We start from the raw sequence: 21781 nt of genomic DNA, 5'->3' as shown, positions 1-21781 counted from the left end.
CCTGCGCCAGCGGATCTAGCGCACACTCACATTCGCGGCGCTTTCCGGCAGTTCCTCGTCGAAACAGCGCTGGTAGAATTCAGCCACGGTCTGACGTTCCAGCTCGTCGCATTTGTTGAGGAATGTCAGCCGGAAGGCATAGCCCACATCGCGGAAGATCTGCGCATTCTCGGCCCAGGCGATCACCGTCCGCGGGCTCATAACCGTCGACAACTCGCCGTTCATGAAGGCGGTGCGCGACAGGTCGGCGACGGTCACCATGCGGCTGACGGTCTTACGCCCTTCGGCGGTGTTGTAATGCGGGTTCTTCGACAGCACGATCGCGGTCTCCGCATCATGGCTGAGATAGTTCAGCGTCGCCACCAGGCTCCAGCGGTCCATCTGGCCCTGGTTGATCTGCTGGGTGCCATGATAGAGACCCGTTGTGTCGCCGAGACCCACTGTGTTGGCGGTCGCGAACAGGCGGAAATAGGGGTTGGGCGTGATCACCTCGTTCTGGTCCAGCAGCGTCAGCTTGCCGTCGGCCTCGAGCACACGCTGGATGACGAACATCACGTCGGCGCGGCCCGCATCGTATTCGTCGAAAACGATGGCCGTGGGGTTGCGCAGCGCCCAAGGCAGGATGCCCTCGTGGAACTCGGTCACCTGCACACCGTCGCGCAGCTTGATCGCGTCCTTGCCGATCAGGTCGATCCGGCTGATATGGCTGTCGAGATTGACGCGCACGCAGGGCCAGTTCAGCCTTGCTGCGACCTGTTCGATATGGGTCGACTTGCCGGTGCCGTGGTAGCCTTGGATCATCACCCGGCGATTATGTGAAAACCCCGCGAGGATCGCGAGGGTCGTGTCGGGATCGAACTTGTAGGTCGGGTCGAATTCGGGCACGCGCTCGGTCGGTTCGGAAAATCCCTTGACGACCATGTTGCTGTCGATCCCGAACGTATCGCGGACGGAAATCTCCTCGGTCGGTTTCGCGTTGATGTCCATCGTGCCGTCAGCCATATCGCCGGTCCTTCATCGGGTCGTTTCACATGCCGCGTGTTGCAACATATCGCGCAGAAGGGCAAGGGGAAGGGGTAATATCGGCCCGGCGCGGACCCTGTTGACCACTGGTCATACGGGCTTTGCGTGATAGAATGTCCGTGAACGAGGAACTTGGCGGCTTCATGGCGACGCGCAGCGATATCGAAAACCTGATCCTGCGCGTGGCCCAAGGGGACCGCGCGGCGTTCCGCGCGCTTTATGACAGCACCTCGGCGAAACTCTTCGGCATTGCCTTGCGTGTCTTGTCTGACCGCGCCGAGGCCGAAGAGGTGCTTCAGGAGGTGTACGTCAAGGTCTGGGACAATGCGGCGCGGTATAATGTCAACGGGTTCAGCCCGATGACGTGGCTTATCACCATTGCGCGCAATGCGTCCGTGGATCGTCTGCGCCGACTGCGCCGAAGCGAGGATCATGCGCAGATCGAGGACCGCCTCGCCGATCCGGGGCAGGGGCCCGAGGACGCGACCATCGCCGCCTCCGAACGCGGGCGCCTTGTCGCCTGCTTCGGGGAGTTGGGAACGGATCATGCCGAGGCCGTGCGCCGCGCCTACCTTGAGGGTGAGACCTATGCAGATCTTGCGGCGCGTTTCGACGTGCCGCTGAACACGATGCGAACATGGCTGCGTCGCAGTCTCTTGAAGCTACGGGAGTGTCTGACGCGATGAGCGATCAGGATCAGCCGGAACGGGACGACCGCGTCCTCGCGGGGGAATATGCCTTCGGTCTGCTCTCGGCAGAAGAGGCCGCCATGTTCGAGGCGCGCCTGGCCCGGGACCCCGACCTGCGCGCGGTTTACGCGCAATGGGCCGAGGACCTGACGGGGATGACCCTGGATATCGCGCCGCAGCACCCGCCCGCCCGAGTCTGGAAGAGCATCGAGGCGGATCTGTTCGGTGTCGCGCCACGCGCGCCGTGGTACAGGCGCTTTCTGCCATGGGCTGGCGGGCTGGCGGCAGCGATCGTTCTGGTCCTCGCTATCGGTCTTGGCGGCCTGTTCGAACGGGCGCCGCTGCCACCGGTCGATGCGCCGTATGTCGCGGAACTGGCCACCGAGGATCGCAGCCTCGTTGTGCAGGCGATATATGACGACGTCACCGGCAGGCTGTTTGTGCAACGCGAGGCGGGCGGCCCCGCCGAAGGCCGCGCGCTGGAGCTGTGGTTGATCGCCGGAGAGGCGGCGCCTGTCTCGCTCGGGGTGATGCCCGAAGAGTCGCGAGGCGTGCTTCCGGTGCCGGACGGCCTGCGCGACCGGTTCGACGGATCGGTCCTTGCGATTTCGGACGAGCCCGCGGGCGGCTCGCCCACCGGCGCACCCACGGGCGAGGTTCTTGCGGTCGGACCGGTGCGCGACATCTGATCTGGAAAAAAGTTTGAAACTATTTCGCGCCGGCTTGCGTGTCTGCTGGCGACCCGAGGCTGTACGGGCTTTGGGCAACATGATCCAACTTAGGAGACACGACATGACACGTACCAGGATTTTGGCCGCAACAGGCGCCTTGGCAATGACCGCGACAATGGCCGTCGCGGCGATGGACAACCCGATGGTCGGCGGTGCCGAGATGTCGCCCCAGAAGAACATCATCGAAAACGCAGTCAATTCCGCCGATCACGAGACGCTGGTTGCGGCGGTCAAGGCCGCGGGGCTGGTCGAGACCCTGTCGGGCGAGGGACCGTTCACGGTCTTTGCCCCGACAGATGAGGCCTTTGGGATGCTGCGCGAGGGCGCGGTCGAGAAACTGCTGGAACCCGGCGCCCGCGATCAGCTGACGCAGATCCTGACCTGCCACGTGGTCGGTGCCGATGCCATGGCGATGGCGATCAAGGGCATGATCGACGATGACGGTGGCATGCACATCGTGCCGACGCTTGGCGGCTGCGAATTGAAGGCGACCTATTCGGGCAACGACATAATGCTCGAAGACGAGCGCGGGCGCGTGATCAACGTCACCATCGCCGATGTCCAGCAGTCCAACGGCGTGATCCATGTCGTCGACCGCGTTATCCTGCCGCCCAAGCCAGAGTGACGCGGACGGATTCCGCGATCTGCGGTAACGAGTTTTCCGGGTCTCGGGGCGGCGCCATGCGCCGCCCCGTTTCTTTCTGTCGCGGTGCCCTAGCTTCGGCCGCGCGTCTCGAATCGCGGTAGCATCGCGGAAAAGTCGCGCCCGGTGCCGCCCTCGTTCTCGACGAATTGCGCATATAGCTCGCGGGCCGCGCGGCCCATCGGCGTATCGGCATCCGCCGTCTCTGCGGCTTGCTGGGCTAGCGTCAGATCCTTGAGCATCAGTTCCGCGGCGAAGCCGGGCGTGTAATCGTTGTCGGCGGGCGATTTCGGGCCGATCCCCGGCGCGGGACAATAGGCGTTCATCGACCATGAATACCCCGACGAGGTCGAGACGACATCGAACATCGCCTCGCGCGACAGTCCCAGCTTGTCGGCCAGCGCGAACGCCTCGCAGGTGACGATCATCGTGGCGCCAAGGATCATGTTGTTGCAGATCTTGGCCGCTTGCCCGTTGCCCGCCGGCCCGCAATGCACGGCCTTTTGTCCCATGATATCAAATAGCTCCGAGGCGATCTTGAAGCCCGCCTCGTCGCCGCCTACCATGAAGGTCAGCGTGCTGCCCGCAGCACCGCCGACGCCGCCCGAGACAGGTGCGTCAAGTGCCGACAGCCCGGCCTTCAGGGCCTGCGCGGCCACGTCACGCGCGCTGTCGACATCCACGGTCGAGCAATCCAGAAGCACGGCACTTGCGTCCATGGCCGGGATCACCTCGTCTGCGACCGCGCGCAGGATCTGGCCGTTGGGCAGCATCGTGATGACCACCTCCGCGCCGGTCGCGGCCTCGGCCGCGCTGGCGGCGGGGGTGATTCCGTCGACCTTGACGCCGGCCGTGTCGAAACCTGTCACCGTGTGGCCAGCCTTTGCCAGATTGCTTGCCATGGGCGCGCCCATGTTGCCCAACCCGATGAATCCGATCTTCATGTCGCGTCCTCCTCGTCGAATATTTGCACGTCATCGTTCAGTGGCGTCAGCATGCGTGACACATCCTCGTCCGGCAGACTGTCCAGATCGTGCCGCCACGCCGGTTTGCGATCCTTGTCGATGATCGCGGCGCGGACGCCTTCCAGGAAATCCCCTAGTTCCATGGACCGGTAGGTAAAGCGGTATTCAAGGTCGAGCGCTCGGCGAATATCCGCATCCGAACCGCGCAGCCGGTGAATCATCTCTATCGCGCAGGCCATCGAAAGCGGGGACCTGCGCCGAATGTCCGCGAGGGTGTCGCGCGCAAAGTCGCTGTCTTCGCCGCGCAGCGAGTCCACGATCTTGCCAAGCGTGCCGCCCTGAAAATGCGTGTCGATCTGCGGCGCAAGGTCTCGCAGGCCGCCGGGCGGGGGCGGGGTCGTGTACCGTGCGATCACGTCCGCATCGCCCGTCTCGACGAGCGCCGCGGTCATCTCGGCCCACGCATCACGGGACACATGGGTGTCGGCGAAACCGCAATGGATCGCGTCGCCCGGTCCCATGCGCGTGCCGGTCGTGCCAAGATATTCCCCCAGCCGCCCCGGCGCCCGCGCCAGTAACAACGAGCCACCGACATCCGGGACCAGCCCGATACTGCATTCGGGCATGGCGATGCGCGTGCTGTCGCAGACGATCCGGTGCGACCCGTGACAGGAAATGCCCACGCCGCCGCCCATCACGAAGCCCTGCATCAGCGCGACATAAGGTTTGGGATATTCGGCGATCTTCGCGTTGAGACGGTATTCATCGGCCCAGAACCGGCGTCCGAAGGCGAAATCGCCCGCGCGCCCGCGTTCGTAAAGCTGTTGCACGTCGCCGCCTGCGCAAAATGCCTTGTCGCCGGTCGCGTCGATCACGACCAGCGCCACCGTATCGTCGGTCCGCCACGCATCCAGCGCCGTCTCGATCTCCAGACACATTTCGTAGGAAAGGGCGTTGAGCGATTTCGGCCGTGTCAGGGTGATCCGCCCGGCGTGGCCTTCTGTCCGGATATGGATGTCGTCGCTCATTTGTCCGCCAGCATCTGACGCGCGACGATGAGGCGCATGATCTCGTTCGTGCCTTCGAGGATCTCGTGCACACGCAGGTCGCGGACCAGTTTCTCGATCCCGTAGTCGGCGAGGTAGCCGTAGCCGCCATGCAGTTGAAGGCATTGGTTGACGACCGCGCTACCGGTCTCGGTCACGCGCTTTTTCGCCATCGCGCAGAACTTGGTCGCGTCGGGGGCGCCTTCATCAAGCTTCCATGCCGCCTGGCGCAGAAAGGTGCGGGCCGACTGCAGGTCGATCTCCATGTCCGCCAGACGGAATTGCAGGCCTTGGAACTGGTCGATGGACTGGCCGAACGCGTGACGTTCGGCCATGTAAGCCACGGTCATGTCAAGCGCCTGCTGCGCGGCCCCCAGCGAACAGGCGGCAATGTTCAGCCGCCCGCCGTCCAGCCCGTTCATCGCGTAGGAAAACCCCTTGCCCTCTTCGCCGATGAGGTCTCCGGCCGTGATCTTGCACTCGTCGAAATTCACCTGTCGGGTCGGTTGGCTGCGCCAGCCCATCTTGTCCTCGAGCCCGCCAAAGCTGAGGCCGGGTGTCCCGTCTTCGACATAGACGGTTGAGATACCGCGATAGCCGGCCTCGCCGGTGCGAACCATGACGATGTACGCGTCGGAATATCCCCCGCCAGAAATGAATGCCTTGGTCCCGTTGAGCGTGTAGCCTTCATTGGTGCGAACGGCGCGGGTCTTGAGGGCTGCGGCATCGGACCCGGAACCGGGTTCGGTCAGGCAGTAGGACAGAACCGTCTCCATCGTCAGCGCACGTGGCAGTACGCGCGCCTTCATCGCGTCATCGGCGAAATTGTCGATCATCTTGGCGCACATGTTGTGGATCGACAGGAACGCCGCCACCGACGGGCAGGCCATCGACAGCGCCTCGAAGACCAGCGTCGCGTCAAGCCGCGAAAGTCCTGCGCCGCCCGCCTCCTCGCTGACGTAAAGCCCGCCGAACCCGAGCGCCGCGATTTCGGGCCATAGATCCTTGGGAATCGTGCCGGTGCGCTCCCAGTCGCGCGCATGCGGTGCGATGCGGTCCTGACCGAAACTGTGGGCCATGCCGAAGATGGCCGTCTGTTCTTCCGAAAGGGCGAAATCCATGACCGGCTCCTGCTGATTGCGTTGCAGGATTTACAGGCTTTCGGGCTGGAAATTGCAAGTCTGATTTGCGCCGCGTTGCAGCATAAACGACAGGCGGTCGCCTGCAAGGCCGTGACATCGCCCCGTGTCACGGGGCGAATGAAGCTGTTTGAAACAAGGGTAAGGGCGCGCGCCGTCGCCCCCCTGACGTGATCCTAGCTGAACCGGTTCCAAGCCGATTTCATGGCCTCGGCCATATTGTCCCAGGCTTGATCGGCGCCTTTCTTGAAATCTTCCCACGCCTCGACGCTGGAGGCCTGGACCTTTTCATATTGCGCCTGCATCTCGTCGCGCTTCTTGCGCAAGGTCTCGATCTCTTCTTGGTATTTCGTCTGCATTTCGGCGGAGGCTTCGCGCGATTGCGCCTTCAGCTTGTCCATTTCCGCCTGCCATTGATCGAGTTGGGCCTGCATTTTTTCCTGATACGTCTTCTTGTCCATGATGCATGTCTCCTTTTCTTTGCTTCGGATTCCTGTCGTCGTATAACGCAAAGGTATGAAGCCTTTGCGGCGGCGAAAAGGGGCAAGCCATGATTGGCCTGCCCCCGCTTGTTTATCCCGCTGTGTCGGGTCAGTTGAACTTCTTGATTTCGCCCGATTTCAGACGGCTTGCGTAGCTGGTCAGCTCGCGTTTGACGATTGGCATCAGGAAGTACAGCCCGATGATGTTGACCACCGCCATGGCAAAGATCGCCGCATCCGAAAAGTCGATCACGGGTCCAAGCTGCGAGGCGGCACCGATCACCACGAAGACACAGAAGATGACCTTGAAGACCAGCTCTTTCGTCTCGCCTTCGCCGAAGAGGAAGGTCCACGCCTTGAGGCCGTAATAGGACCAGGTGATCATCGTCGAGAAGGCGAAAAGCACCACGGCAAGCGCCAGGACGTAAGGGAACCAGCTGATCTTGCTGCCGAACGCGGCCGAGGTCAGGCCGACGCCAGACGTGTCGCCGATGGTCCGCACGGCGGTGCCCGCCTCGTTCAGCAGGTACAGCCCGCTTGTCGGATCGACGACCAGTTGCTGCGTGATGATGATCACCAGTGCCGTCATCGTGCAGACGATGACGGTGTCGATGAACGGCTCCAGCAGGGCGACATAGCCTTCGGTGATCGGCTCGTTCGTCCTGACGGCCGAGTGCGCGATCGCCGCCGATCCGACGCCCGCCTCGTTGGAAAACGCCGCCCGCTTGAAGCCCTGGATCAATGCGCCGACAAAGCCGCCCGCGACCCCGAGCCCGGTGAACGCCCCGGCGAAGATCTGCCCGAAGGCCCAACCGATCAGGTGATAGTTCATCGCGATGATGATCAGCGCGGTGCCGACGTAGAGGATGCCCATGAACGGCACGACCTTCTCGGTCACGCGCGCGATCGACTTGATCCCGCCGACGATCACCGCGAAGACCAGACCGGCAAAGACCAGACCCGTGATCCATCCGGGATAGTCCCCGACAACGCCGCTGATCTGCTGATGCGCCTGGTTGGCCTGAAACATGTTGCCGCCACCAAGCGCGCCGAGGATACAGAAGATCGAGAACAGAACCGCAAGGATCTGGCCGCCGGGCAGTCCGCGTTCCGCAAAGCCCTTGGTCAGATAATACATCGGCCCGCCCGAGACGCGCCCGTCCTCGTATTCGTTGCGGTATTTCACGCCAAGGGTGCATTCGGTGAACTTCGTGGCCATGCCCATCAGACCGGCGAGGATCATCCAGAATGTCGCGCCCGGCCCGCCGATCCCGATGGCGACCGCAACACCGGCGATGTTGCCCAGCCCGACCGTTCCCGAAAGCGCGGTGGCCAGTGCCTGAAAGTGGCTGACCTCACCGGCATCGTTGGGATCGGAGTAATCCCCCCTGACCAGGGCGATGGAGTGCCCGATCACGCGGAACTGGATAAAGCCGAAATAGATGGTGAAAACCACGGCCCCGACGACCAGCCATCCGACGATCCACGGAAAGGCCGTTCCGGGGAAGTTGGAAAAGATCAGGCTGACAAACCAGCCCGTCGAGTCCGCGAAGATCTGATTGACCCGGTCATCGAGCGACATGGCCTGGTCCTGTGCGCAGGCCGGCACACTGCCGAGCATCGTCCCGACCGCGGCGATCGCCGCGGAAAATGAAAGGTTTTTCATTATTTTTATCCCTGTTTTCAGTTCCTGATCATGGCACGATGGTGCAGGGCACGGGTGCCGTCTGCACAAGGGCCCCCGCCACAGACCCGAAGACCCGTGCACCAAGCGCCGATTGACCGTCGCGTCCGATGATGATCTGCACCGCATCCTTTTCCTTCGCGACGCGGCTCAGGATGTCGGCGGTCTTGCCGTAGCGGATCTCGGTCTCGACCTCGATGCCCGCATCCTTGAGCTCTGCCACGACGGTAGAGGTGATGGCGTCGCGGGCGCGCTCCATTTCCTCGCGTCGGCGTTTGTGCCGCTCTTCCAGTTCGGCAGGCGTCAAGAACGAATAGGGCGACCATTCCAGCACATGGGCCAGCACGATCGTGCCGCCCTGCGCGCGCACGCGCTCCACGGCGAATTCCAGTGCGCGGCGCGCGGCCACGCTGCCGTCGTAGCCGACGACGAAATTTCCAGACATCGCGAATTCTCCCTTGTTGGTTGCTTGATCGGGAGCGAGTCACCGTGCCCGATACGCAAAGCTAGCAAAGGGAATGATGCCGGTCTTCTCAAAACACGGATTTGCGCGACTTTTACGCCGGAAACAGCCATTCGCAGGGCCGTTTTGCGAAAATAAGGCAATTGTGCATCGCGCGCCCAAGGGTTGCGCCTGTCGGTCGCGGTCCGGGTTGCGCATGAAAGTGGTCGCGACGGACGGCTGTCGCCGGTGGCCGCCTGCCTGTCCGGTCGTGGCAAACGGGCGTCGGAACCGGCGGCCCGTGTTCGCGCCGTCACGGCAGGCGCAACCAGGCGTCCTGCGCGTTATCCCTGAACTGTGGCCGGAAATAGGCCACCATGCGTCCTTCGGTCGGGGCGCGGGCATCGGTGCCCCAGGGGGCGACACCGTGCAGGGCAAGACGGTGCACCAGATAGGCCGTGCCGGGCGGGCCATGCACGGTGACGCGCGGGCATGTCGCGAAGACCTCGCGGCGGGCGGCGCGGTAGACATCCGTCACGTCGACGTCGCCCCAGCCTGCCGGGTCGAGGCCGCCAAGCACCGTCTCGAAAGCCTCGCGCATAATGTGATGACTGCCTTCCCAGACCACCAGCGGGCCTGCCGCGGCGTCGGCGTCTGTCAGTGGCAGGCCGAGAATGAAGCCGTGACGCTCGCGCAGCATCCGCCGTCTGGCCGGCCCGACCGGCAACAGCCCATCGACATGCGCGGCATCCCTGTTGCGCCGGTAGCCGAACGCGGTCTCGGACTCGCCGGCCCTGGGGCGGGGATAGCCCGGATAGACCACCGAGACCTGACCGGGGTGCAGCGGCAGACCCCCGTAAAGCGCATGGGCCGCGTCAAGCGCCGCGCCGCCAAGCGGTGCCGAGGACGCGACCCGGCCTTGCGCGTCATTGGGCAACGTGTCGACGCCGACGAACCACGTGCCCTCGCATTGCAACCACTGCGCACGCTGTGCCGGATCGGCCATGCGCGCGAGGGCGGCGGCGCGCGCCTTGGTCGCCCAATCCAGCAGGTCCGGCTCTGACGGGAAACGCGCCCAGCCTTTTTGCAGCAGGTCCGCTACCATCCGACCGACTTGCGCAGCATATTGAGCGCCACCGCCGTGATGAACAGCGCGAACACGCGTTTCAGCGGCTTCGGGTCCATCGCATGCGCCAGTCGCACGCCCCATGGCGCGGTGACGAGGGTCATCGCGATGACCACGGTGAATGCCACGAGGTTGACCGCGCCGAAGGTGAGCGGCGGGCGGTTTTCGGGCGCTATCTCGAGAAACAGGAACCCCGCCACCGACGGCACCGCAATCGTCAGGCCAAAGCCCGCCGCCGTGGCCACCGCACGGTGGATCGGCACGGCATAAAGGCTCATCAGGGGGACGCCGAAACTGCCGCCGCCGATCCCCATTAGCACCGACAGAAAGCCCATGAAGGGCGATACCAGCGCGCGGGTCGCGCCCTTCGGCATCTCGGCGCCAAGCCGCCAATGCGCACGGCCAAAACCCAGATACAGCCCGATGACCAACCCGAGGACGCCGAAAAGCCCTTGAAGCGTGGTTGATCGCAGGCTGGCCGCCACCAACACGCCAAGGATCGCCCCGACCGCGATTCCCGGCGCCCATCCGCGCAGGATCGCCCAGTCCACGGCCCCCTTGCGATGATGGCTCAGAACCGATCGCACGGAGGTCACGATGATCGTGGCCAGCGAGGTCGCAAGGCACATCTGCATGAGTTGCGGCCCGTCATAGCCGAGCGTCTGGAAGGCGTAGAAGAAGGCCGGGACCAGAACGATTCCGCCGCCGACGCCAAGCAGGCCCGCGAGAACCCCGGCGACGGCGCCGATGACCAGAAGCAAGCCCAGCATCTGCAGCAAGAGGGTGGTGTCGGGAAGGGGAATGGCCATGCGTATGCTCCGCGTTTGAATACGCGTCGGCTTACACTGCGCCGTCACAAAGGAAAAGCCGCGCACGGTTTCGGCTTGCCCCGGCCCATCCGATCCGTGAATAAGGAGCCGCAGACAACCTACCGGCAGGCCCCATGCCCCGCTACGCCCTTCAGGTCGAATATAACGGCGCACCCTTTTCCGGCTGGCAACGGCAGACCGATCATCCGTCGGTGCAGGGGGCCATCGAGGCGGCGCTCGCCCGGTTGGAGGCGGGGCCACACCGCATCGCGGCGGCGGGCCGCACCGATGCGGGGGTTCATGCGCTGGCGCAGGTGGCGCATTGCGACCTGCTGCGCGAATGGCAGCCCTACCGCCTTGCCGAAGCGCTGAATTACCATCTCAAACCCGATCCGGTGGCGATCACCGCTTGTGCAAGGGTGGCGGATGACTGGCACGCGCGGTTCTCGGCCACGGGGCGGCGCTATCTCTTTCGCGTGACAACCCGCCGCGCGCCACCGACCATCGAGGCCGGCCGCGTCTGGCAGGTAAAGCGCGATCTTGATGTCGCGGCGATGCGGGCGGGTGCCGCGCATTTGCTGGGCCATCACGATTTCACCACCTTTCGCGCGTCGATCTGTCAGGCCGCCAGCCCGATGAAGACGCTTGACCGGCTGGAGATCACGCCGGTCGAAACCTCGACCGGTCCCGAGATCCATTTTCATCTCGCCGCGCGCTCTTTTCTGCACAGCCAGGTGCGCAGTTTCGTCGGCACACTGGAACGTGTGGGCACGGGCGCGTGGTCGCCCGAGCAGGTCGGCGTGGCGTTGCGCGCGCGCGATCGTACCGCGTGCGGTCCGGTCGCCCCGCCGCACGGGCTGTACCTCGCGGGCGTCGTCTACGCCCCGGACCCCTTTGCGGGGTCTTGACGATCAACCGGTCCAGATCTCCGGGCCGGCCGCGATGGATCTGTCCAAGGGACCGATCGCGCGCACGTCTTTCCTTGTGTAGTCCATGCAGGCGAGAACCTGGCGGATCGCGGCCAGCCTTGCGCGACGCTTGTCATCGGACCGGATGACGGTCCAGGGCGCGTGATCGGACTGGCTGCGCATCAGCGTCTCGCCTATCGCGGTGCTGTAGGCCTGCCATCTGCGCAGGCCCTCGACGTCGATCCAGCTAAGCTTCCACTGCTTGAGCGGATCTCTCTCGCGGTCGAGAAAACGGCGCAACTGTTCGGCCCGTCCGACATCAAGCCAGAACTTGAACAGGATGATCCCCTCATGCACCAGCATCCGCTCGAAATCGGGGACCTGTGCGAAAAGATGCTCGCGCTCGTCGGGGGTGCAGAAGTCGAAGACATGTTCGACCACGCCCCGGTTGTACCAGCTGCGATCATAGAACACGATCTCGCCGCTTGCGGGCAGGTGGTTGATATATCGCTGGAAATACCATTGCGTCGCTTCGACGTCCGAAGGTCTTGGCAGCGCGACGACCCGCGCGCCGCGCGGGTTGAGATGCGCGCGGAACCGGTCGATGGTCCCGCCTTTCCCGGCGGCGTCGCGGCCTTCGAACAGGATTGCGATCCGGGTGCCGGTTTGCCGCGCCCAGTGCCGCAGCTTGACAAGTTCGATCTGCAACGCGTGCAGATCCTGCTGATAGATCTTCTTGGACATGAGGCTGGAATAAGGAAAGGCCGGGTTCAGCACATCGTCCCGTTCGGCGCGACGTATGGCGTCGCGCACCTCGGCGGGGGCTTCGGTCTGGAAGTAGGCGCTGATCGCGCCGTCAAAAGGCAATTCCATGCCGTACACCTTCACCGTTCACAGGGCAGTATGGCCGGTCAGTCGGCGTCGCGCAATCCGGCGCGGGCCGCGGCGCGCTGGATGGCGGCGACAACCGCGTCCTCGTCCGCGTGCTGTGGCATGTGGCCGATCCCGTCGAGCGGCGTCAGATGTGCGCCCGCGATCTGATCGGCCAGCGGGATCGAGTGGATCGACAAACCCACCGTCGTATCCTCGGTGCCGTGGAGGATTTCCACGGGGACGGATATTTCGCCGTAGCGGGTGTGCAGCGCCTCGATCTCGCCCAGCAGGTTGGCGCGCTGCAGGGCGTTCGCGCGCAGGCTGTCCCGCCGCAGGGTCAATCCCGCGCCGACATGGTCAAGATAGCCCTCGGGCGGGTCTTGCGGGGTAAAGATGCGGCCCACGGCCTCTTCGACGCGGCGGTCATCGACGTAGGCGGTTATGAACGGGATCACCAGCGGGCCGAGGATCGGGTTCGACAGCACGCGATAATAGGTCGAAATCCCGCCCTCCCACGGTTTGGCGGCACCGGAGACGTCCACGAGGGCCGCGATGTGATCGGGGCGCGTTACCGCCCAGGCAAGCGCGACCGCGCCGCCGTAACTGTGGCCAAGGACGATGGGCCTGTCGGCGCCCAGTTGCGCGGCCGCCTTTTGCAACAGCTCTGCCTGCTGGACCACCGTGGCACCGGTGCGATTGATCCTGTCGGTATAGCCGAGACCGGGTCGGTCCAGCACGATCACCCGGAAATCCCCGGCCAGCCGTGGCGCCAGAGAAAAGGTCATGTCGCGCGTGTTGCCCGATGCCCCGTGGATGAGCACCAGATCGGGGACGTCGCCCGCGTCCCCGCCCATGACGACACCGTGCACCCTGTGGCCGTCCACGGTCACGATACGGCCCTCGGGGGGATAGGCCGCCTCGGCCCGCGCCTCGTGCAGTCGCGCGCGATGCTGCGTCCAGCCCCAGACACAAGCCGCGACGAGGACGAGAAGGGTCAAGGACTTAAAGGCCAATGGCATGCATGTCGAACGGTGTGGTCTGGTAGATCTGGTTGATCCAGTTGCCGTAGAGCAGATGCGCATGGCTGCGCCACCGGTTCTGAGGGGGGCGGGCAGGGTCGTCGTCGGGGTAGTAGTTCAACGGTAGCGTGATCTCTGCGTCGGCGGTGACGTCGCGGTCGTATTCCTGCTTCAGCGTATCGGTGTCATATTCGAAGTGATTGAATATGTAGATCGCGCGATGCTTCGGGTCCTCGACGAGGCAGGGCCCGACCTCGGTGCTGTCCAGAAGGATGCGCAGGCCCGGCACGGTCTCGATCTCGGGGCGCCGCATCTCGGTCCAGCGGCTGACGGGGATCACGCAATCATCCGAAAAGCCGCGCAGATAGGGCGACGCCGGGGCCATGTTGCGATGCCGGAAACAGCCAAAGGCCTTATGGTCCAGCATGTGCTTTTGCACGCCATGAAAATGATTGATCATCGCCATTCCGCCCCAACAGACGCCGAACGTCGAATGCACATGGGTTTGCGTCCACTCGAAGACGCGGCGCAACTCGTCCCAGTAGGTGACGGCGTCGAACGCAAGATGCTCGATCGGGGCGCCGGTAATGATGAGCCCGTCATACTTGTTGCCGGTCGCCGCGATGTCCTCGAACGGGCGGTAGAAGCTTTCCATGTGTTCGGCGGCGGTGTTGCGGGTCTGATGCTCTGACATGCGGATGAGGTCGAATTCGATCTGCAACGGCGTGGCCCCGATCAGGCGGGCGAACTGGTTTTCCGTCTGGATCTTTTTCGGCATCAGGTTGAGCAGGCCGATGCGCAGCGGCCGGATATCCTGCCGCGCGGCCTGATCGGGGTCCATGACCATCACGCCCTCGCGCGTCAGCACGTCATAGGCGGGCAGGTTGGCAGGCATCTTGATCGGCATGGGGCGTGTATCCTTGGCGCGACGGCGTCAGCTAGATATCGGTTGGCGACGCTCGAGGGCAATGGCGATCAAGTGTTCAAAATCGGCTTTTGTGTGGACCGACGCCACCTCGTCGGCGGTGATGCTGACGCCCCAGGGCACCATTGCGCGGTATCGCGGGTGCCGGTGCGCCAATGCCCGCGCGTACGTCGCCCTGATGAAGCTGTCGGGATCGACCTCGTCGGCGGCGCAGTTGTTTTCGCGCAGATATTCGTCCCAGGCGGCATCGAGGAATTCCGGCTGATAGGCCATCGGCTTGGGCGCGCGGTCAAAGCGGCGGATCAGCTCGGCCGTGTGTGCCTCGGAGCCTTCGATATGCACCAGCAGGCAGTGCGCCGACAACTCCGTCAGGATCGGGTCGTCAGGATCGTCACCGTCCACCCACTCGCAGATCGACCCGCCGGTATCGCAGACGAAATGCGGATAGCCGTAAAGCCGTTGGCTGCGCTCGATGAAATAGCCGGTATCCCTAAGCGCGTTGATCTCGGCGCGGCGGAACTGGTCCTGCCGGCGGCGGTATTCGTCGATCGGCATGCCGCCCTTGGCCGGGTCGCCAGGCTTGCCCAGATAGGTCGAAACGGGTGCGAGATTGTGAAACGAGATGTTGGAGCCGATATAGATCGAATCCGACAGCAGCAGCTCGCGCAGGAACGGCACCTGCATGGCATGCGCCTTGGCGTTGTCGACGATCAGCTCGCCCATGTAGCGGGTGCCGATACGGTAATCGATGGAATAATGGAACCAATCCCCCTGATCCCGCAGCAAGGTCGCAAGATGCGTCTTGCCAAGACCGGACATGCCGTAGAACAGCACACGCTTTTGGGCCGCCTCGCGCCATTCCTGCGCGGTGTCATAGATCATCGTGTGTCCCCTTTTGCGGTGGTGCTACAAACCCCGCACGAGGGCGTCAAACACCAAACCCGGCGCGACACGAAAAAACCCTGCCCCCTTTCGGGAACAGGGTCGCGATTTCCGGGGGCGGTGTTTCAGAACCTCACGCCCAGTTTGACACCGAGGCTCAGCGCATCGTTGTTGCGAAATGAGCCGCGCGGCGCGCCGCCGGTCTGCGGCCGCGCGTCCTTGAGCCAAGTGTAGCGTATCCCGCCCGAGATATCGACCGCCTCGGTCACCTGATACTGCCCGCCAACGGTCAGCGCGGTGAACCCGTTTGTGGGGGCAAGCGGCGAGACCAGATCATCCGATCCGCCATCTTCGTAGATCACCGACGTCCGCGCCGAGAACCGTTCGGTGAACCGCCGTCCGACGCCAAGCTCGTAGGTCGTGGTGTTGTCCAGATCGGCGAGGTTGGTCTGAAATACTGGGGGCACGAGCGAAAATTCCGAGTGGTCGGCCCATCGAATGGAGCCGAAGGCGAGCGTGTCTTCCGCGATGCCCGACTGCACGGCAAGCTTGATCGTCTGCGGCAGCGTGGTGTTGGTGATGCCGCTAGGTGGGGTAAAACCGTTCGGAAATGTTTCCGTGGTGTTGAATGCAAGGTCGATTTCAGAATGGTACGTCAGCGCCGCGCGAAAGGCGATATCGGGGATCTCGTAGGCGGCGCCGATCACGTAGCCGGTGCCGGTATCCGAGGCGTAATTCGATCGATAGCCGTTAGCTGGACCATAAGCGAGGCCCCCGAGGTTGACCTGGCCTTCGGCCCGCACAAAGCGCGGCCCGCCATAGACCGATATCCGGTCCGTCGCCTTGTAGCGCACCAGCGTGGTCAGCCCGTAACTTTCGGCATCCGCAAGCGTGCCCCCCAGCACAGGGGTTTCCGGACCGTATTCCACATCCACACCGTAGGGTTGGTCGAGGATGAAGGCAAGCGAGACCGTCTCGCTGACGTCAAGCTTCAGGCCCGCACCGACGATGCCGAAGGTACTGGCGATGTTCCGGATCGGCGTGCCAATTGCATCAATGCCGGTCAGCGACGGATCGGTGTATCCGTAGGACAACTCTGCGTAGTTGCCCGTCTCGAAAATGATACCGATCGGGGTTCCGCTGCGATCCAGGCCGCCGGCGTGCGCGGTGCCGCTTGCTGCCGCGATTGCCGTGGCGACGAGTGCGAGTTGCTTCATGGGGTCTCTCCTCCGGAAAACGTCAGTGCAGCCTACGGTGACATCTCTCGGGGTCAATCTTTGACGCCGCGTCACGGACAGCATGACGTTTGACGGTGGCGTAACGGACACACTTTCCGCGGTAGTGACAGCGGTAATGACAGGGGACTCATCCCCGGTGTCGTGTCTCGTGCCAGAGGTTGAGGTAATTGGCCCCGAAGATCACCGCGGCGCCGATCAGGACCAGCGCGTCGATCGCCTCGCCGTACACCAGCAGGCCGATCACCGCGATCAGCGGCAGACGCAGGAAATCCACCGGGGTGATCAACGTGGCGGGCGCGATGGACAGCGCGGTGGTCAGGCAGACATGCGCCATCAGCCCGGCACAGCCGATCACGAACAGCCACGGGATCGAGACGGCCGAGGGCAGGGCGATGTCGCCGTCAAGGCCCGCGCAGACGAGGCCGAACACGATCTGTGTTAGCGTCATCCAGAACAGGATGCAGGTCAGTGTCTCGGTCCGCGTCAGCCGTTTGGTGGCAAGGATCGACCCGGCAAAGCCGAGCGCCGCCGCCGCCGCGGCCAGCGTGCCTGCATTGATTGTTTCGGGGCCGGGGCGCGCGACGATCAGGATGCCGGAAAAGCCGATGACGGCGGCAATGGCGCGCACCCGCGTCATCCGCTCGCCCAAGATCAGTGGCGACAGCACCAGCACCCACAGCGGCGAGGTGAATTCCAGCGCGAAGACCTGCGCCAGCGGAATCATCGTGATGGCGTAGAACCAAAGGTTCTGCCCGGTGAAATGGCTGAGATTGCGGATCAGGTGCAGGCCAGGCGACCGCATCGTGATACCGCGCGCATGGCCGGTGATCCGCGACACCGCCAGCACGAGGATGAACCCGACTACGCTGCGATACATCATGATCTCGAAGGTATCGAGTTCGAAGCTGACAGCGCGCCCCGCCACCGCCATCGAGGAAAACGACACTACCGCGCCCAGCATCCACAGCGCGGCCCGCAGGACCGCCGCCGGATCACCACGCGGGGGGCGGGCGCCTGCGTCATTCAGCTGTGCCACCAGACCCGCGGCATCTCGAGGTCGTCGTATTCGGCCACGTTCCTGCGGTCCAGCGGATGCGGAATGGTGATGCGCCCGTCTTTCGCGAACCGCGCCACCCGGTCACGCCGCAAATAGGTGATCTCGAATACGCGTGGAATGGCAACATCCCGGCACCGTGCAAGACCACAACAATTGTTGGCATGCATGTGCACGATGGCAAAATCATGATGCAGCTTCGCAAAGAGAGCGCGCAGCAACGGCAGGCTGTGGTGCTCAAAGATGCGCTCCATGCCGTGAAACTCGATCACCATCATCCGGAAGCGACGCAGCAGCGTAGAGTCGCTTTCGATCAGCACGTCGAATTCCCCGCCCTCGATATCCATCTGCAACAGCAGGTCATCGTCGGCCGTGTCGCCAAGCTTGTCACCGACCCAAGCGTCAAGCGTGGTAAAGGTTTGATCGCAAAAGGCGCCAAGAAATCTCTTGTCGAAGTCGAAGAGTGGATTGTCGATCGGCGGATTGTCCACGCTGGCATCCGCCAGAAAGGACCTTATCCCGTAGGTCCGCGCGATGTCGGCTTCGAAATCGGCAGTGACCGAGACGCCCGGCGAAAAGCAGTGCCGCACGCCGTCCATGTCATCTGCCAGCAGGTAGCCCCCGTCACCGTCTCCACCGACCCGGATCAGGGGCACAGGCGCGATGCTGGCGCGCATCTCGGCGGCGAATGTCTGCACTGCGTGATCGGCGACACTCCGTTGCACGATCTTTCCGCGCGCGAAATCACGCGCGGCCTTGGCCTTTTTTCGGCTGATGATCCAGTCCTTGAGGGTCATGGGCGCCCCGCGCTTTCACTGTTCACATGATCGGGTCCGATGGGCGCGCGGTCAAATCATTGCTGATCTTGACATTACGGGCGGCGGATAGCGGGTTTGACCACAACCCGCCCTCACGGGCACGGGGCGTTTCCAAGCCGGTGCGAGCCGCGTACCGACCGAACCCGGACATGTCAGCCGGTGCGGATTTGCTCACGTCGAACCCACGCGACCTCGGGTCCGCTCGAGTCGGATGGGTCACTCCCACTCGATCGTTCCCGGCGGTTTCGAGGTCACGTCATAGGTAACGCGGTTGATGCCCCTGACCTCGTTGATGATCCGTGTCGCGGTCTCGCCCAGAAAGTCATGGCTGAACGGATAATAGTCCGCCGTCATCCCGTCCACGCTGGTCACCGCGCGCAGGGCGCAGGCAAAATCGTAGGTGCGCCCGTCGCCCATCACGCCGACGGTGCGCACGGGCAGGATCGCCACGAAGGCCTGCCAGATCTCGTCGTAAAGGCCGTGCTTGCGGATCTGGTCGATATAGACGGCATCGGCCTTGCGCAGTATGTCCAGTTTTTCGCGGGTGATCTCGCCGGGACAGCGGATCGCAAGTCCCGGGCCGGGAAACGGGTGGCGCCCGATGAAATGATCCGGCAGGCCCAGTTCGCGGCCAAGGGCGCGGACCTCGTCCTTGAACAGCTCGCGCAGCGGCTCGACCAGTTTCAGGCCCATCTTTTCGGGCAGGCCGCCGACATTGTGATGCGACTTGATCGTGACCGACGGCCCGCCGGAGAAGCTGACGCTTTCGATCACGTCCGGGTAGAGCGTGCCCTGGGCGAGAAACTCTGCCCCCTCGATGTCGCCGGCGTGTCTCTGGAACACGTCGATGAACAGGCGTCCGATGATTTTTCTCTTTTGCTCGGGGTCACTTACGCCGTCAAGCTCACCCAGGAAAAGTTCGGCCTCGTCGGCGTGGATCAGCGGTATGTTATAGTGATCGCGGAACATCGACACGACTTCCACGGCCTCGTTCTGGCGCAGCAGGCCGTGATCCACGAAGACACAGGTCAATTGATCGCCGATGGCCTCGTGCAGAAGGACGGCCGCGACCGACGAGTCGACCCCGCCCGAGAGGCCGCAGATCACCCGTTTGTCGCCGACCTGCGCGCGGATCTTGGCGATCGCCTCGTCGCGGTAGGCGTCCATGGTCCAGTCGCCGGTGAACCCTGCAAGCCGCACGAAGTTCTCGAACAGCCGTTTGCCGTCCGGCGTGTGATGCACCTCGGGGTGAAACTGCACCGCGTAAAAGCGTCGGTCGCGATCCGCGGTCATGGCAAAGGGCGCGCCGGGCGACGTGCCCAGTATCTCGAACCCCGGCGCGATTTCGGATACGTGATCGCCATGGCTCATCCAGACCTGTGCGCGGCCGGCGCCATCGGCGAACCAGCCCTCCAGCAATTCGCTGTCCAGCCCCGATGGCGTGACGAAGGCGCGCCCGAACTCTGCCGTGGCCGTTTCTCCGGCCTCCACCTTTCCGCCAAGATCCTGCATCATCACCTGCTGACCATAGCAGATGCCAAGGATCGGCACGCCGAGATCATAGATGGCGCGTGGCGGGCGCGGGCTGCCGTCGCGGGTGACGCTGTCGGGTCCGCCGGAAAAGATCACGGCCTTGGGCGACATGTCTTGCAGCAGCGTCTCGGTGACGTTCTGATACGGATGAATGTCGCAATAGACGTTCAGTTCACGCAGCCGTCGCGCGATCAGCTGGGTTACCTGGCTGCCGAAGTCGACGATCAGAAGACGGTCATGGGATATCTGTGTCATACGCCAGCCCAGTAGAGCGCGGGCCGTCCCGGTGCAAGGCAAAGACACGTCTCTGACGGTGTCCGAACGGAAAATCCGTTTCCTGCTGTTTCCACCGTCGATGCGGCACGGACCGATTGACGCAGTGGCCGCCGGCTGGTTATCGCGGCACAGCGCCCGCGCGGGGCAGGACATGCCGCATGGAGATCACATTGAACATGACACGCTGCAGTTTCGCACAGGATTGGGCGGCCATGCCCCCGGTATGTCTGGGGGCGACGTGACACCGGGGGCGCGGGTCGCGGCGGCGATAGAGGTGCTTGACGCGATCGGCACGGGGACAGTCGCCGAAAAGGCCCTGCAGACATGGGCGCGCGGCGCGCGTTATGCCGGATCGAAGGACCGTGCGGCGGTGCGCGATCATGTCTTCGATGTGCGTCGCAGATGGCGATCCAGTGCCGCCCTCGGGGGTGGCATGACCGGGCGGTGCCGGATGATCGGGGCGCTGCGCATGCAGGGCACGGACCCTTCGACGCTGTTCACCGGCGATGGCCACGCGCCCGCGCCATTGAGCGAGGCAGAGCTGCGCACCGGAAATGCCGCATCGGGCCCCGAGATGCTTGATCTGCCCGATTGGCTGTGGCCGCATTTCGAGACATCGCTCGGAGATATGGCGGCGGCGTCGGCAGAGGCGTTGCGACACCGCGCCCCGGTGACGCTTCGTGTCAACGCAAGATTCGCCAGCGTCGAGGACGCGCAGGCGCATCTTGCGCGCGACGGTATCGTCACGGTTCGGGTCGACATTGCCAGAAACGCCCTTCAGGTCACCGACGGGGAACGAAAGATTGCCCAGTCAGCGGCCTATGCGCAGGGTCTTGTCGAGCTTCAGGACGGCAGCAGTCAGGCCGCAATGGAGCATCTCGGGATCGCACCAGCCTCGCGGGTGCTCGACTACTGTGCCGGGGGCGGGGGCAAGACACTCGCCATGGCGGCCCGCGTCGATGGCACATGGATCGCCCATGACAGCGCCCCGCACCGCATGAAGGATTTGCGCGCACGCGCCCGCCGCGCCGGGGTCCGGGTTAGCCAGCTGGAGACAGCCGAACTGGCCGGGGCGGCGCCATTCGATCTGGTGCTGTGTGACGTTCCCTGCTCGGGCAGCGGGACATGGCGGCGCACCCCCGACGCCAAGTGGCGCCTGACGCCAGAGCGCCTGGCAGAGCTGACCCGGATCCAGCCGGACATTCTGGAACATGCCGCCGGGTTCGTGGCGCCGGACGGCTGTCTTGTCTACACGACATGCTCGGTGCTGGATGCGGAAAATCGGGCTATCATCGACAGATTTTGCCAGACGCATCCCGCGTGGGCCGTCACCGAGACGCGCCATTGGCCGATATCGCCGACCGGGGATGGCTTTTTCCTGGCGCGGATGCGGCGGGCCGATAGCGATGCAGTTCAACCTTGACGGGTTTTTCCCGGCGGCATTAAATCCTGATTAAGGATTTTGCGTCATCTGAC

Annotated in this window: 22 protein-coding genes; 5 read left to right on the top strand and 17 right to left on the bottom strand. The window is 63.9% G+C overall.

The genetic code is table 11. The features are described 5' to 3' along the window. Positions 1–15 precede the first annotated feature (15 nt). On the bottom strand, positions 16–1002 hold the full coding sequence (gene cobS, locus ACROSR_RS03945; RefSeq protein WP_432682467.1) for a cobaltochelatase subunit CobS: 987 nt from the start codon (positions 1000–1002) through the stop codon (positions 16–18). A 164-nt stretch (positions 1003–1166) separates the two neighbouring features. On the opposite strand from cobS, the gene ACROSR_RS03940 reads away from it, so the two are divergent. From ACROSR_RS03940 to ACROSR_RS03930, 3 genes are all read left to right on the top strand, one after another. Then, positions 1167–1709 (top strand): sigma-70 family RNA polymerase sigma factor, encoded by a 543-nt coding sequence (locus ACROSR_RS03940; protein ID WP_432682490.1) that lies wholly within the window; start codon positions 1167–1169, stop codon positions 1707–1709. Continuing rightward, positions 1706–2401 carry an anti-sigma factor gene (locus tag ACROSR_RS03935; RefSeq protein ID WP_432682466.1) on the top strand — a complete coding sequence of 232 codons (696 nt, stop codon included), beginning with the start codon at positions 1706–1708 and terminating at the stop codon, positions 2399–2401. The genes ACROSR_RS03940 and ACROSR_RS03935 overlap by 4 nt, the downstream gene beginning before the upstream one ends. 103 nt (positions 2402–2504) lie before the next feature. After that, positions 2505–3068 carry a fasciclin domain-containing protein gene (locus ACROSR_RS03930; protein ID WP_432682465.1) on the top strand — a complete coding sequence of 188 codons (564 nt, stop codon included), beginning with the start codon at positions 2505–2507 and terminating at the stop codon, positions 3066–3068. An 89-nt stretch (positions 3069–3157) separates the two neighbouring features. Here ACROSR_RS03930 and mmsB read toward each other — a convergent pair whose 3' ends face one another. From mmsB to ACROSR_RS03890, 8 genes are all read right to left on the bottom strand, one after another. Then, entirely contained in the window at positions 3158–4030 is an 873-nt protein-coding gene (gene mmsB, locus ACROSR_RS03925; RefSeq protein ID WP_432682464.1) for a 3-hydroxyisobutyrate dehydrogenase, read from the bottom strand. Next, positions 4027–5079 carry an enoyl-CoA hydratase/isomerase family protein gene (locus ACROSR_RS03920; protein WP_432682463.1) on the bottom strand — a complete coding sequence of 351 codons (1053 nt, stop codon included), beginning with the start codon at positions 5077–5079 and terminating at the stop codon, positions 4027–4029. Before ACROSR_RS03920 ends, mmsB begins: the two co-directional genes overlap by 4 nt. Continuing rightward, positions 5076–6218, bottom strand: coding sequence for an acyl-CoA dehydrogenase family protein (locus ACROSR_RS03915; RefSeq protein WP_432682462.1), 1143 nt, complete (start codon positions 6216–6218; stop codon positions 5076–5078). The genes ACROSR_RS03920 and ACROSR_RS03915 overlap by 4 nt, the downstream gene beginning before the upstream one ends. Positions 6219–6412: 194 nt before the next feature. Then, positions 6413–6697 carry a sll1863 family stress response protein gene (locus tag ACROSR_RS03910; RefSeq protein ID WP_432682461.1) on the bottom strand — a complete coding sequence of 95 codons (285 nt, stop codon included), beginning with the start codon at positions 6695–6697 and terminating at the stop codon, positions 6413–6415. Between the two features lie 130 nt (positions 6698–6827). Then, the gene (locus ACROSR_RS03905; protein ID WP_432682460.1) at positions 6828–8384 is read right to left on the bottom strand and encodes an alanine/glycine:cation symporter family protein; all 1557 of its coding nucleotides are present in this window, start codon (positions 8382–8384) and stop codon (positions 6828–6830) included. Between the two features lie 28 nt (positions 8385–8412). Further along, entirely contained in the window at positions 8413–8847 is a 435-nt protein-coding gene (locus ACROSR_RS03900) for a universal stress protein (RefSeq protein ID WP_432682459.1), read from the bottom strand. A 310-nt stretch (positions 8848–9157) separates the two neighbouring features. Next, on the bottom strand, positions 9158–9949 hold the full coding sequence (locus ACROSR_RS03895) for a phytanoyl-CoA dioxygenase family protein (protein ID WP_432682458.1): 792 nt from the start codon (positions 9947–9949) through the stop codon (positions 9158–9160). Then, positions 9943–10779 carry a sulfite exporter TauE/SafE family protein gene (locus tag ACROSR_RS03890; RefSeq protein WP_432682457.1) on the bottom strand — a complete coding sequence of 279 codons (837 nt, stop codon included), beginning with the start codon at positions 10777–10779 and terminating at the stop codon, positions 9943–9945. The genes ACROSR_RS03895 and ACROSR_RS03890 overlap by 7 nt, the downstream gene beginning before the upstream one ends. A gap of 134 nt (positions 10780–10913) precedes the next feature. On the opposite strand from ACROSR_RS03890, the gene truA reads away from it, so the two are divergent. Then, on the top strand, positions 10914–11687 hold the full coding sequence (truA, locus tag ACROSR_RS03885) for a tRNA pseudouridine(38-40) synthase TruA (RefSeq protein ID WP_432682456.1): 774 nt from the start codon (positions 10914–10916) through the stop codon (positions 11685–11687). Positions 11688–11690: 3 nt separating this feature from the next. Here truA and ppk2 read toward each other — a convergent pair whose 3' ends face one another. From ppk2 to guaA, 8 genes are all read right to left on the bottom strand, one after another. Further along, entirely contained in the window at positions 11691–12560 is an 870-nt protein-coding gene (ppk2, locus tag ACROSR_RS03880; RefSeq protein ID WP_432682455.1) for a polyphosphate kinase 2, read from the bottom strand. 38 nt (positions 12561–12598) lie between these two features. Beyond that, on the bottom strand, positions 12599–13579 hold the full coding sequence (locus ACROSR_RS03875) for an alpha/beta fold hydrolase (RefSeq protein WP_432682454.1): 981 nt from the start codon (positions 13577–13579) through the stop codon (positions 12599–12601). Beyond that, positions 13563–14486, bottom strand: a complete 924-nt coding sequence (metA, locus tag ACROSR_RS03870; RefSeq protein WP_432682453.1) for a homoserine O-acetyltransferase MetA — start codon at positions 14484–14486, stop codon at positions 13563–13565. Before metA ends, ACROSR_RS03875 begins: the two co-directional genes overlap by 17 nt. Positions 14487–14513: 27 nt before the next feature. Further along, positions 14514–15386 (bottom strand): ATPase, encoded by an 873-nt coding sequence (locus tag ACROSR_RS03865; RefSeq protein ID WP_432682452.1) that lies wholly within the window; start codon positions 15384–15386, stop codon positions 14514–14516. Positions 15387–15511: 125 nt separating this feature from the next. Then, complete coding sequence (locus tag ACROSR_RS03860) at positions 15512–16603, bottom strand: OmpP1/FadL family transporter (RefSeq protein ID WP_432682451.1); 1092 nt, start codon at positions 16601–16603, stop codon at positions 15512–15514. 148 nt (positions 16604–16751) lie between these two features. Then, entirely contained in the window at positions 16752–17651 is a 900-nt protein-coding gene (locus ACROSR_RS03855) for a DMT family transporter (RefSeq protein ID WP_432682489.1), read from the bottom strand. Then, complete coding sequence (locus ACROSR_RS03850; protein WP_432682450.1) at positions 17648–18475, bottom strand: FkbM family methyltransferase; 828 nt, start codon at positions 18473–18475, stop codon at positions 17648–17650. The genes ACROSR_RS03855 and ACROSR_RS03850 overlap by 4 nt, the downstream gene beginning before the upstream one ends. Before the next feature lie 237 nt (positions 18476–18712). Then, positions 18713–20284, bottom strand: a complete 1572-nt coding sequence (guaA, locus tag ACROSR_RS03845) for a glutamine-hydrolyzing GMP synthase (protein WP_432682449.1) — start codon at positions 20282–20284, stop codon at positions 18713–18715. 595 nt (positions 20285–20879) lie between these two features. Between guaA and ACROSR_RS03840 the strand changes: the two genes are divergently transcribed. Continuing rightward, entirely contained in the window at positions 20880–21728 is an 849-nt protein-coding gene (locus tag ACROSR_RS03840; protein WP_432682488.1) for an RsmB/NOP family class I SAM-dependent RNA methyltransferase, read from the top strand. Positions 21729–21781: the final 53 nt, after the last annotated feature.

It is taken from the genome of Roseovarius tibetensis (assembly GCF_050896375.1).
Classification (GTDB): domain Bacteria; phylum Pseudomonadota; class Alphaproteobacteria; order Rhodobacterales; family Rhodobacteraceae; genus Roseovarius; species Roseovarius tibetensis.
Note: the sequence above shows the minus strand (reverse complement) of the source record. Positions and strands in the feature narration are given on the sequence as shown.

What these genes read in the sequence shown, in the direction of transcription:
- cobS (WP_432682467.1), bottom strand. Translation starts at nt 1,002, where the DNA reads ATGGCTGACGGCACGATGGACATCAACGCGAAACCGACCGAGGAGATT.
- ACROSR_RS03940 (WP_432682490.1), top strand. Translation starts at nt 1,167, where the DNA reads ATGGCGACGCGCAGCGATATCGAAAACCTGATCCTGCGCGTGGCCCAA.
- ACROSR_RS03935 (WP_432682466.1), top strand. Translation starts at nt 1,706, where the DNA reads ATGAGCGATCAGGATCAGCCGGAACGGGACGACCGCGTCCTCGCGGGG.
- ACROSR_RS03930 (WP_432682465.1), top strand. Translation starts at nt 2,505, where the DNA reads ATGACACGTACCAGGATTTTGGCCGCAACAGGCGCCTTGGCAATGACC.
- mmsB (WP_432682464.1), bottom strand. Translation starts at nt 4,030, where the DNA reads ATGAAGATCGGATTCATCGGGTTGGGCAACATGGGCGCGCCCATGGCA.
- ACROSR_RS03920 (WP_432682463.1), bottom strand. Translation starts at nt 5,079, where the DNA reads ATGAGCGACGACATCCATATCCGGACAGAAGGCCACGCCGGGCGGATC.
- ACROSR_RS03915 (WP_432682462.1), bottom strand. Translation starts at nt 6,218, where the DNA reads ATGGATTTCGCCCTTTCGGAAGAACAGACGGCCATCTTCGGCATGGCC.
- ACROSR_RS03910 (WP_432682461.1), bottom strand. Translation starts at nt 6,697, where the DNA reads ATGGACAAGAAGACGTATCAGGAAAAAATGCAGGCCCAACTCGATCAA.
- ACROSR_RS03905 (WP_432682460.1), bottom strand. Translation starts at nt 8,384, where the DNA reads ATGAAAAACCTTTCATTTTCCGCGGCGATCGCCGCGGTCGGGACGATG.
- ACROSR_RS03900 (WP_432682459.1), bottom strand. Translation starts at nt 8,847, where the DNA reads ATGTCTGGAAATTTCGTCGTCGGCTACGACGGCAGCGTGGCCGCGCGC.
- ACROSR_RS03895 (WP_432682458.1), bottom strand. Translation starts at nt 9,949, where the DNA reads ATGGTAGCGGACCTGCTGCAAAAAGGCTGGGCGCGTTTCCCGTCAGAG.
- ACROSR_RS03890 (WP_432682457.1), bottom strand. Translation starts at nt 10,779, where the DNA reads ATGGCCATTCCCCTTCCCGACACCACCCTCTTGCTGCAGATGCTGGGC.
- truA (WP_432682456.1), top strand. Translation starts at nt 10,914, where the DNA reads ATGCCCCGCTACGCCCTTCAGGTCGAATATAACGGCGCACCCTTTTCC.
- ppk2 (WP_432682455.1), bottom strand. Translation starts at nt 12,560, where the DNA reads ATGGAATTGCCTTTTGACGGCGCGATCAGCGCCTACTTCCAGACCGAA.
- ACROSR_RS03875 (WP_432682454.1), bottom strand. Translation starts at nt 13,579, where the DNA reads ATGCCATTGGCCTTTAAGTCCTTGACCCTTCTCGTCCTCGTCGCGGCT.
- metA (WP_432682453.1), bottom strand. Translation starts at nt 14,486, where the DNA reads ATGCCGATCAAGATGCCTGCCAACCTGCCCGCCTATGACGTGCTGACG.
- ACROSR_RS03865 (WP_432682452.1), bottom strand. Translation starts at nt 15,386, where the DNA reads ATGATCTATGACACCGCGCAGGAATGGCGCGAGGCGGCCCAAAAGCGT.
- ACROSR_RS03860 (WP_432682451.1), bottom strand. Translation starts at nt 16,603, where the DNA reads ATGAAGCAACTCGCACTCGTCGCCACGGCAATCGCGGCAGCAAGCGGC.
- ACROSR_RS03850 (WP_432682450.1), bottom strand. Translation starts at nt 18,475, where the DNA reads ATGACCCTCAAGGACTGGATCATCAGCCGAAAAAAGGCCAAGGCCGCG.
- guaA (WP_432682449.1), bottom strand. Translation starts at nt 20,284, where the DNA reads ATGACACAGATATCCCATGACCGTCTTCTGATCGTCGACTTCGGCAGC.
- ACROSR_RS03840 (WP_432682488.1), top strand. Translation starts at nt 20,880, where the DNA reads ATGCTTGATCTGCCCGATTGGCTGTGGCCGCATTTCGAGACATCGCTC.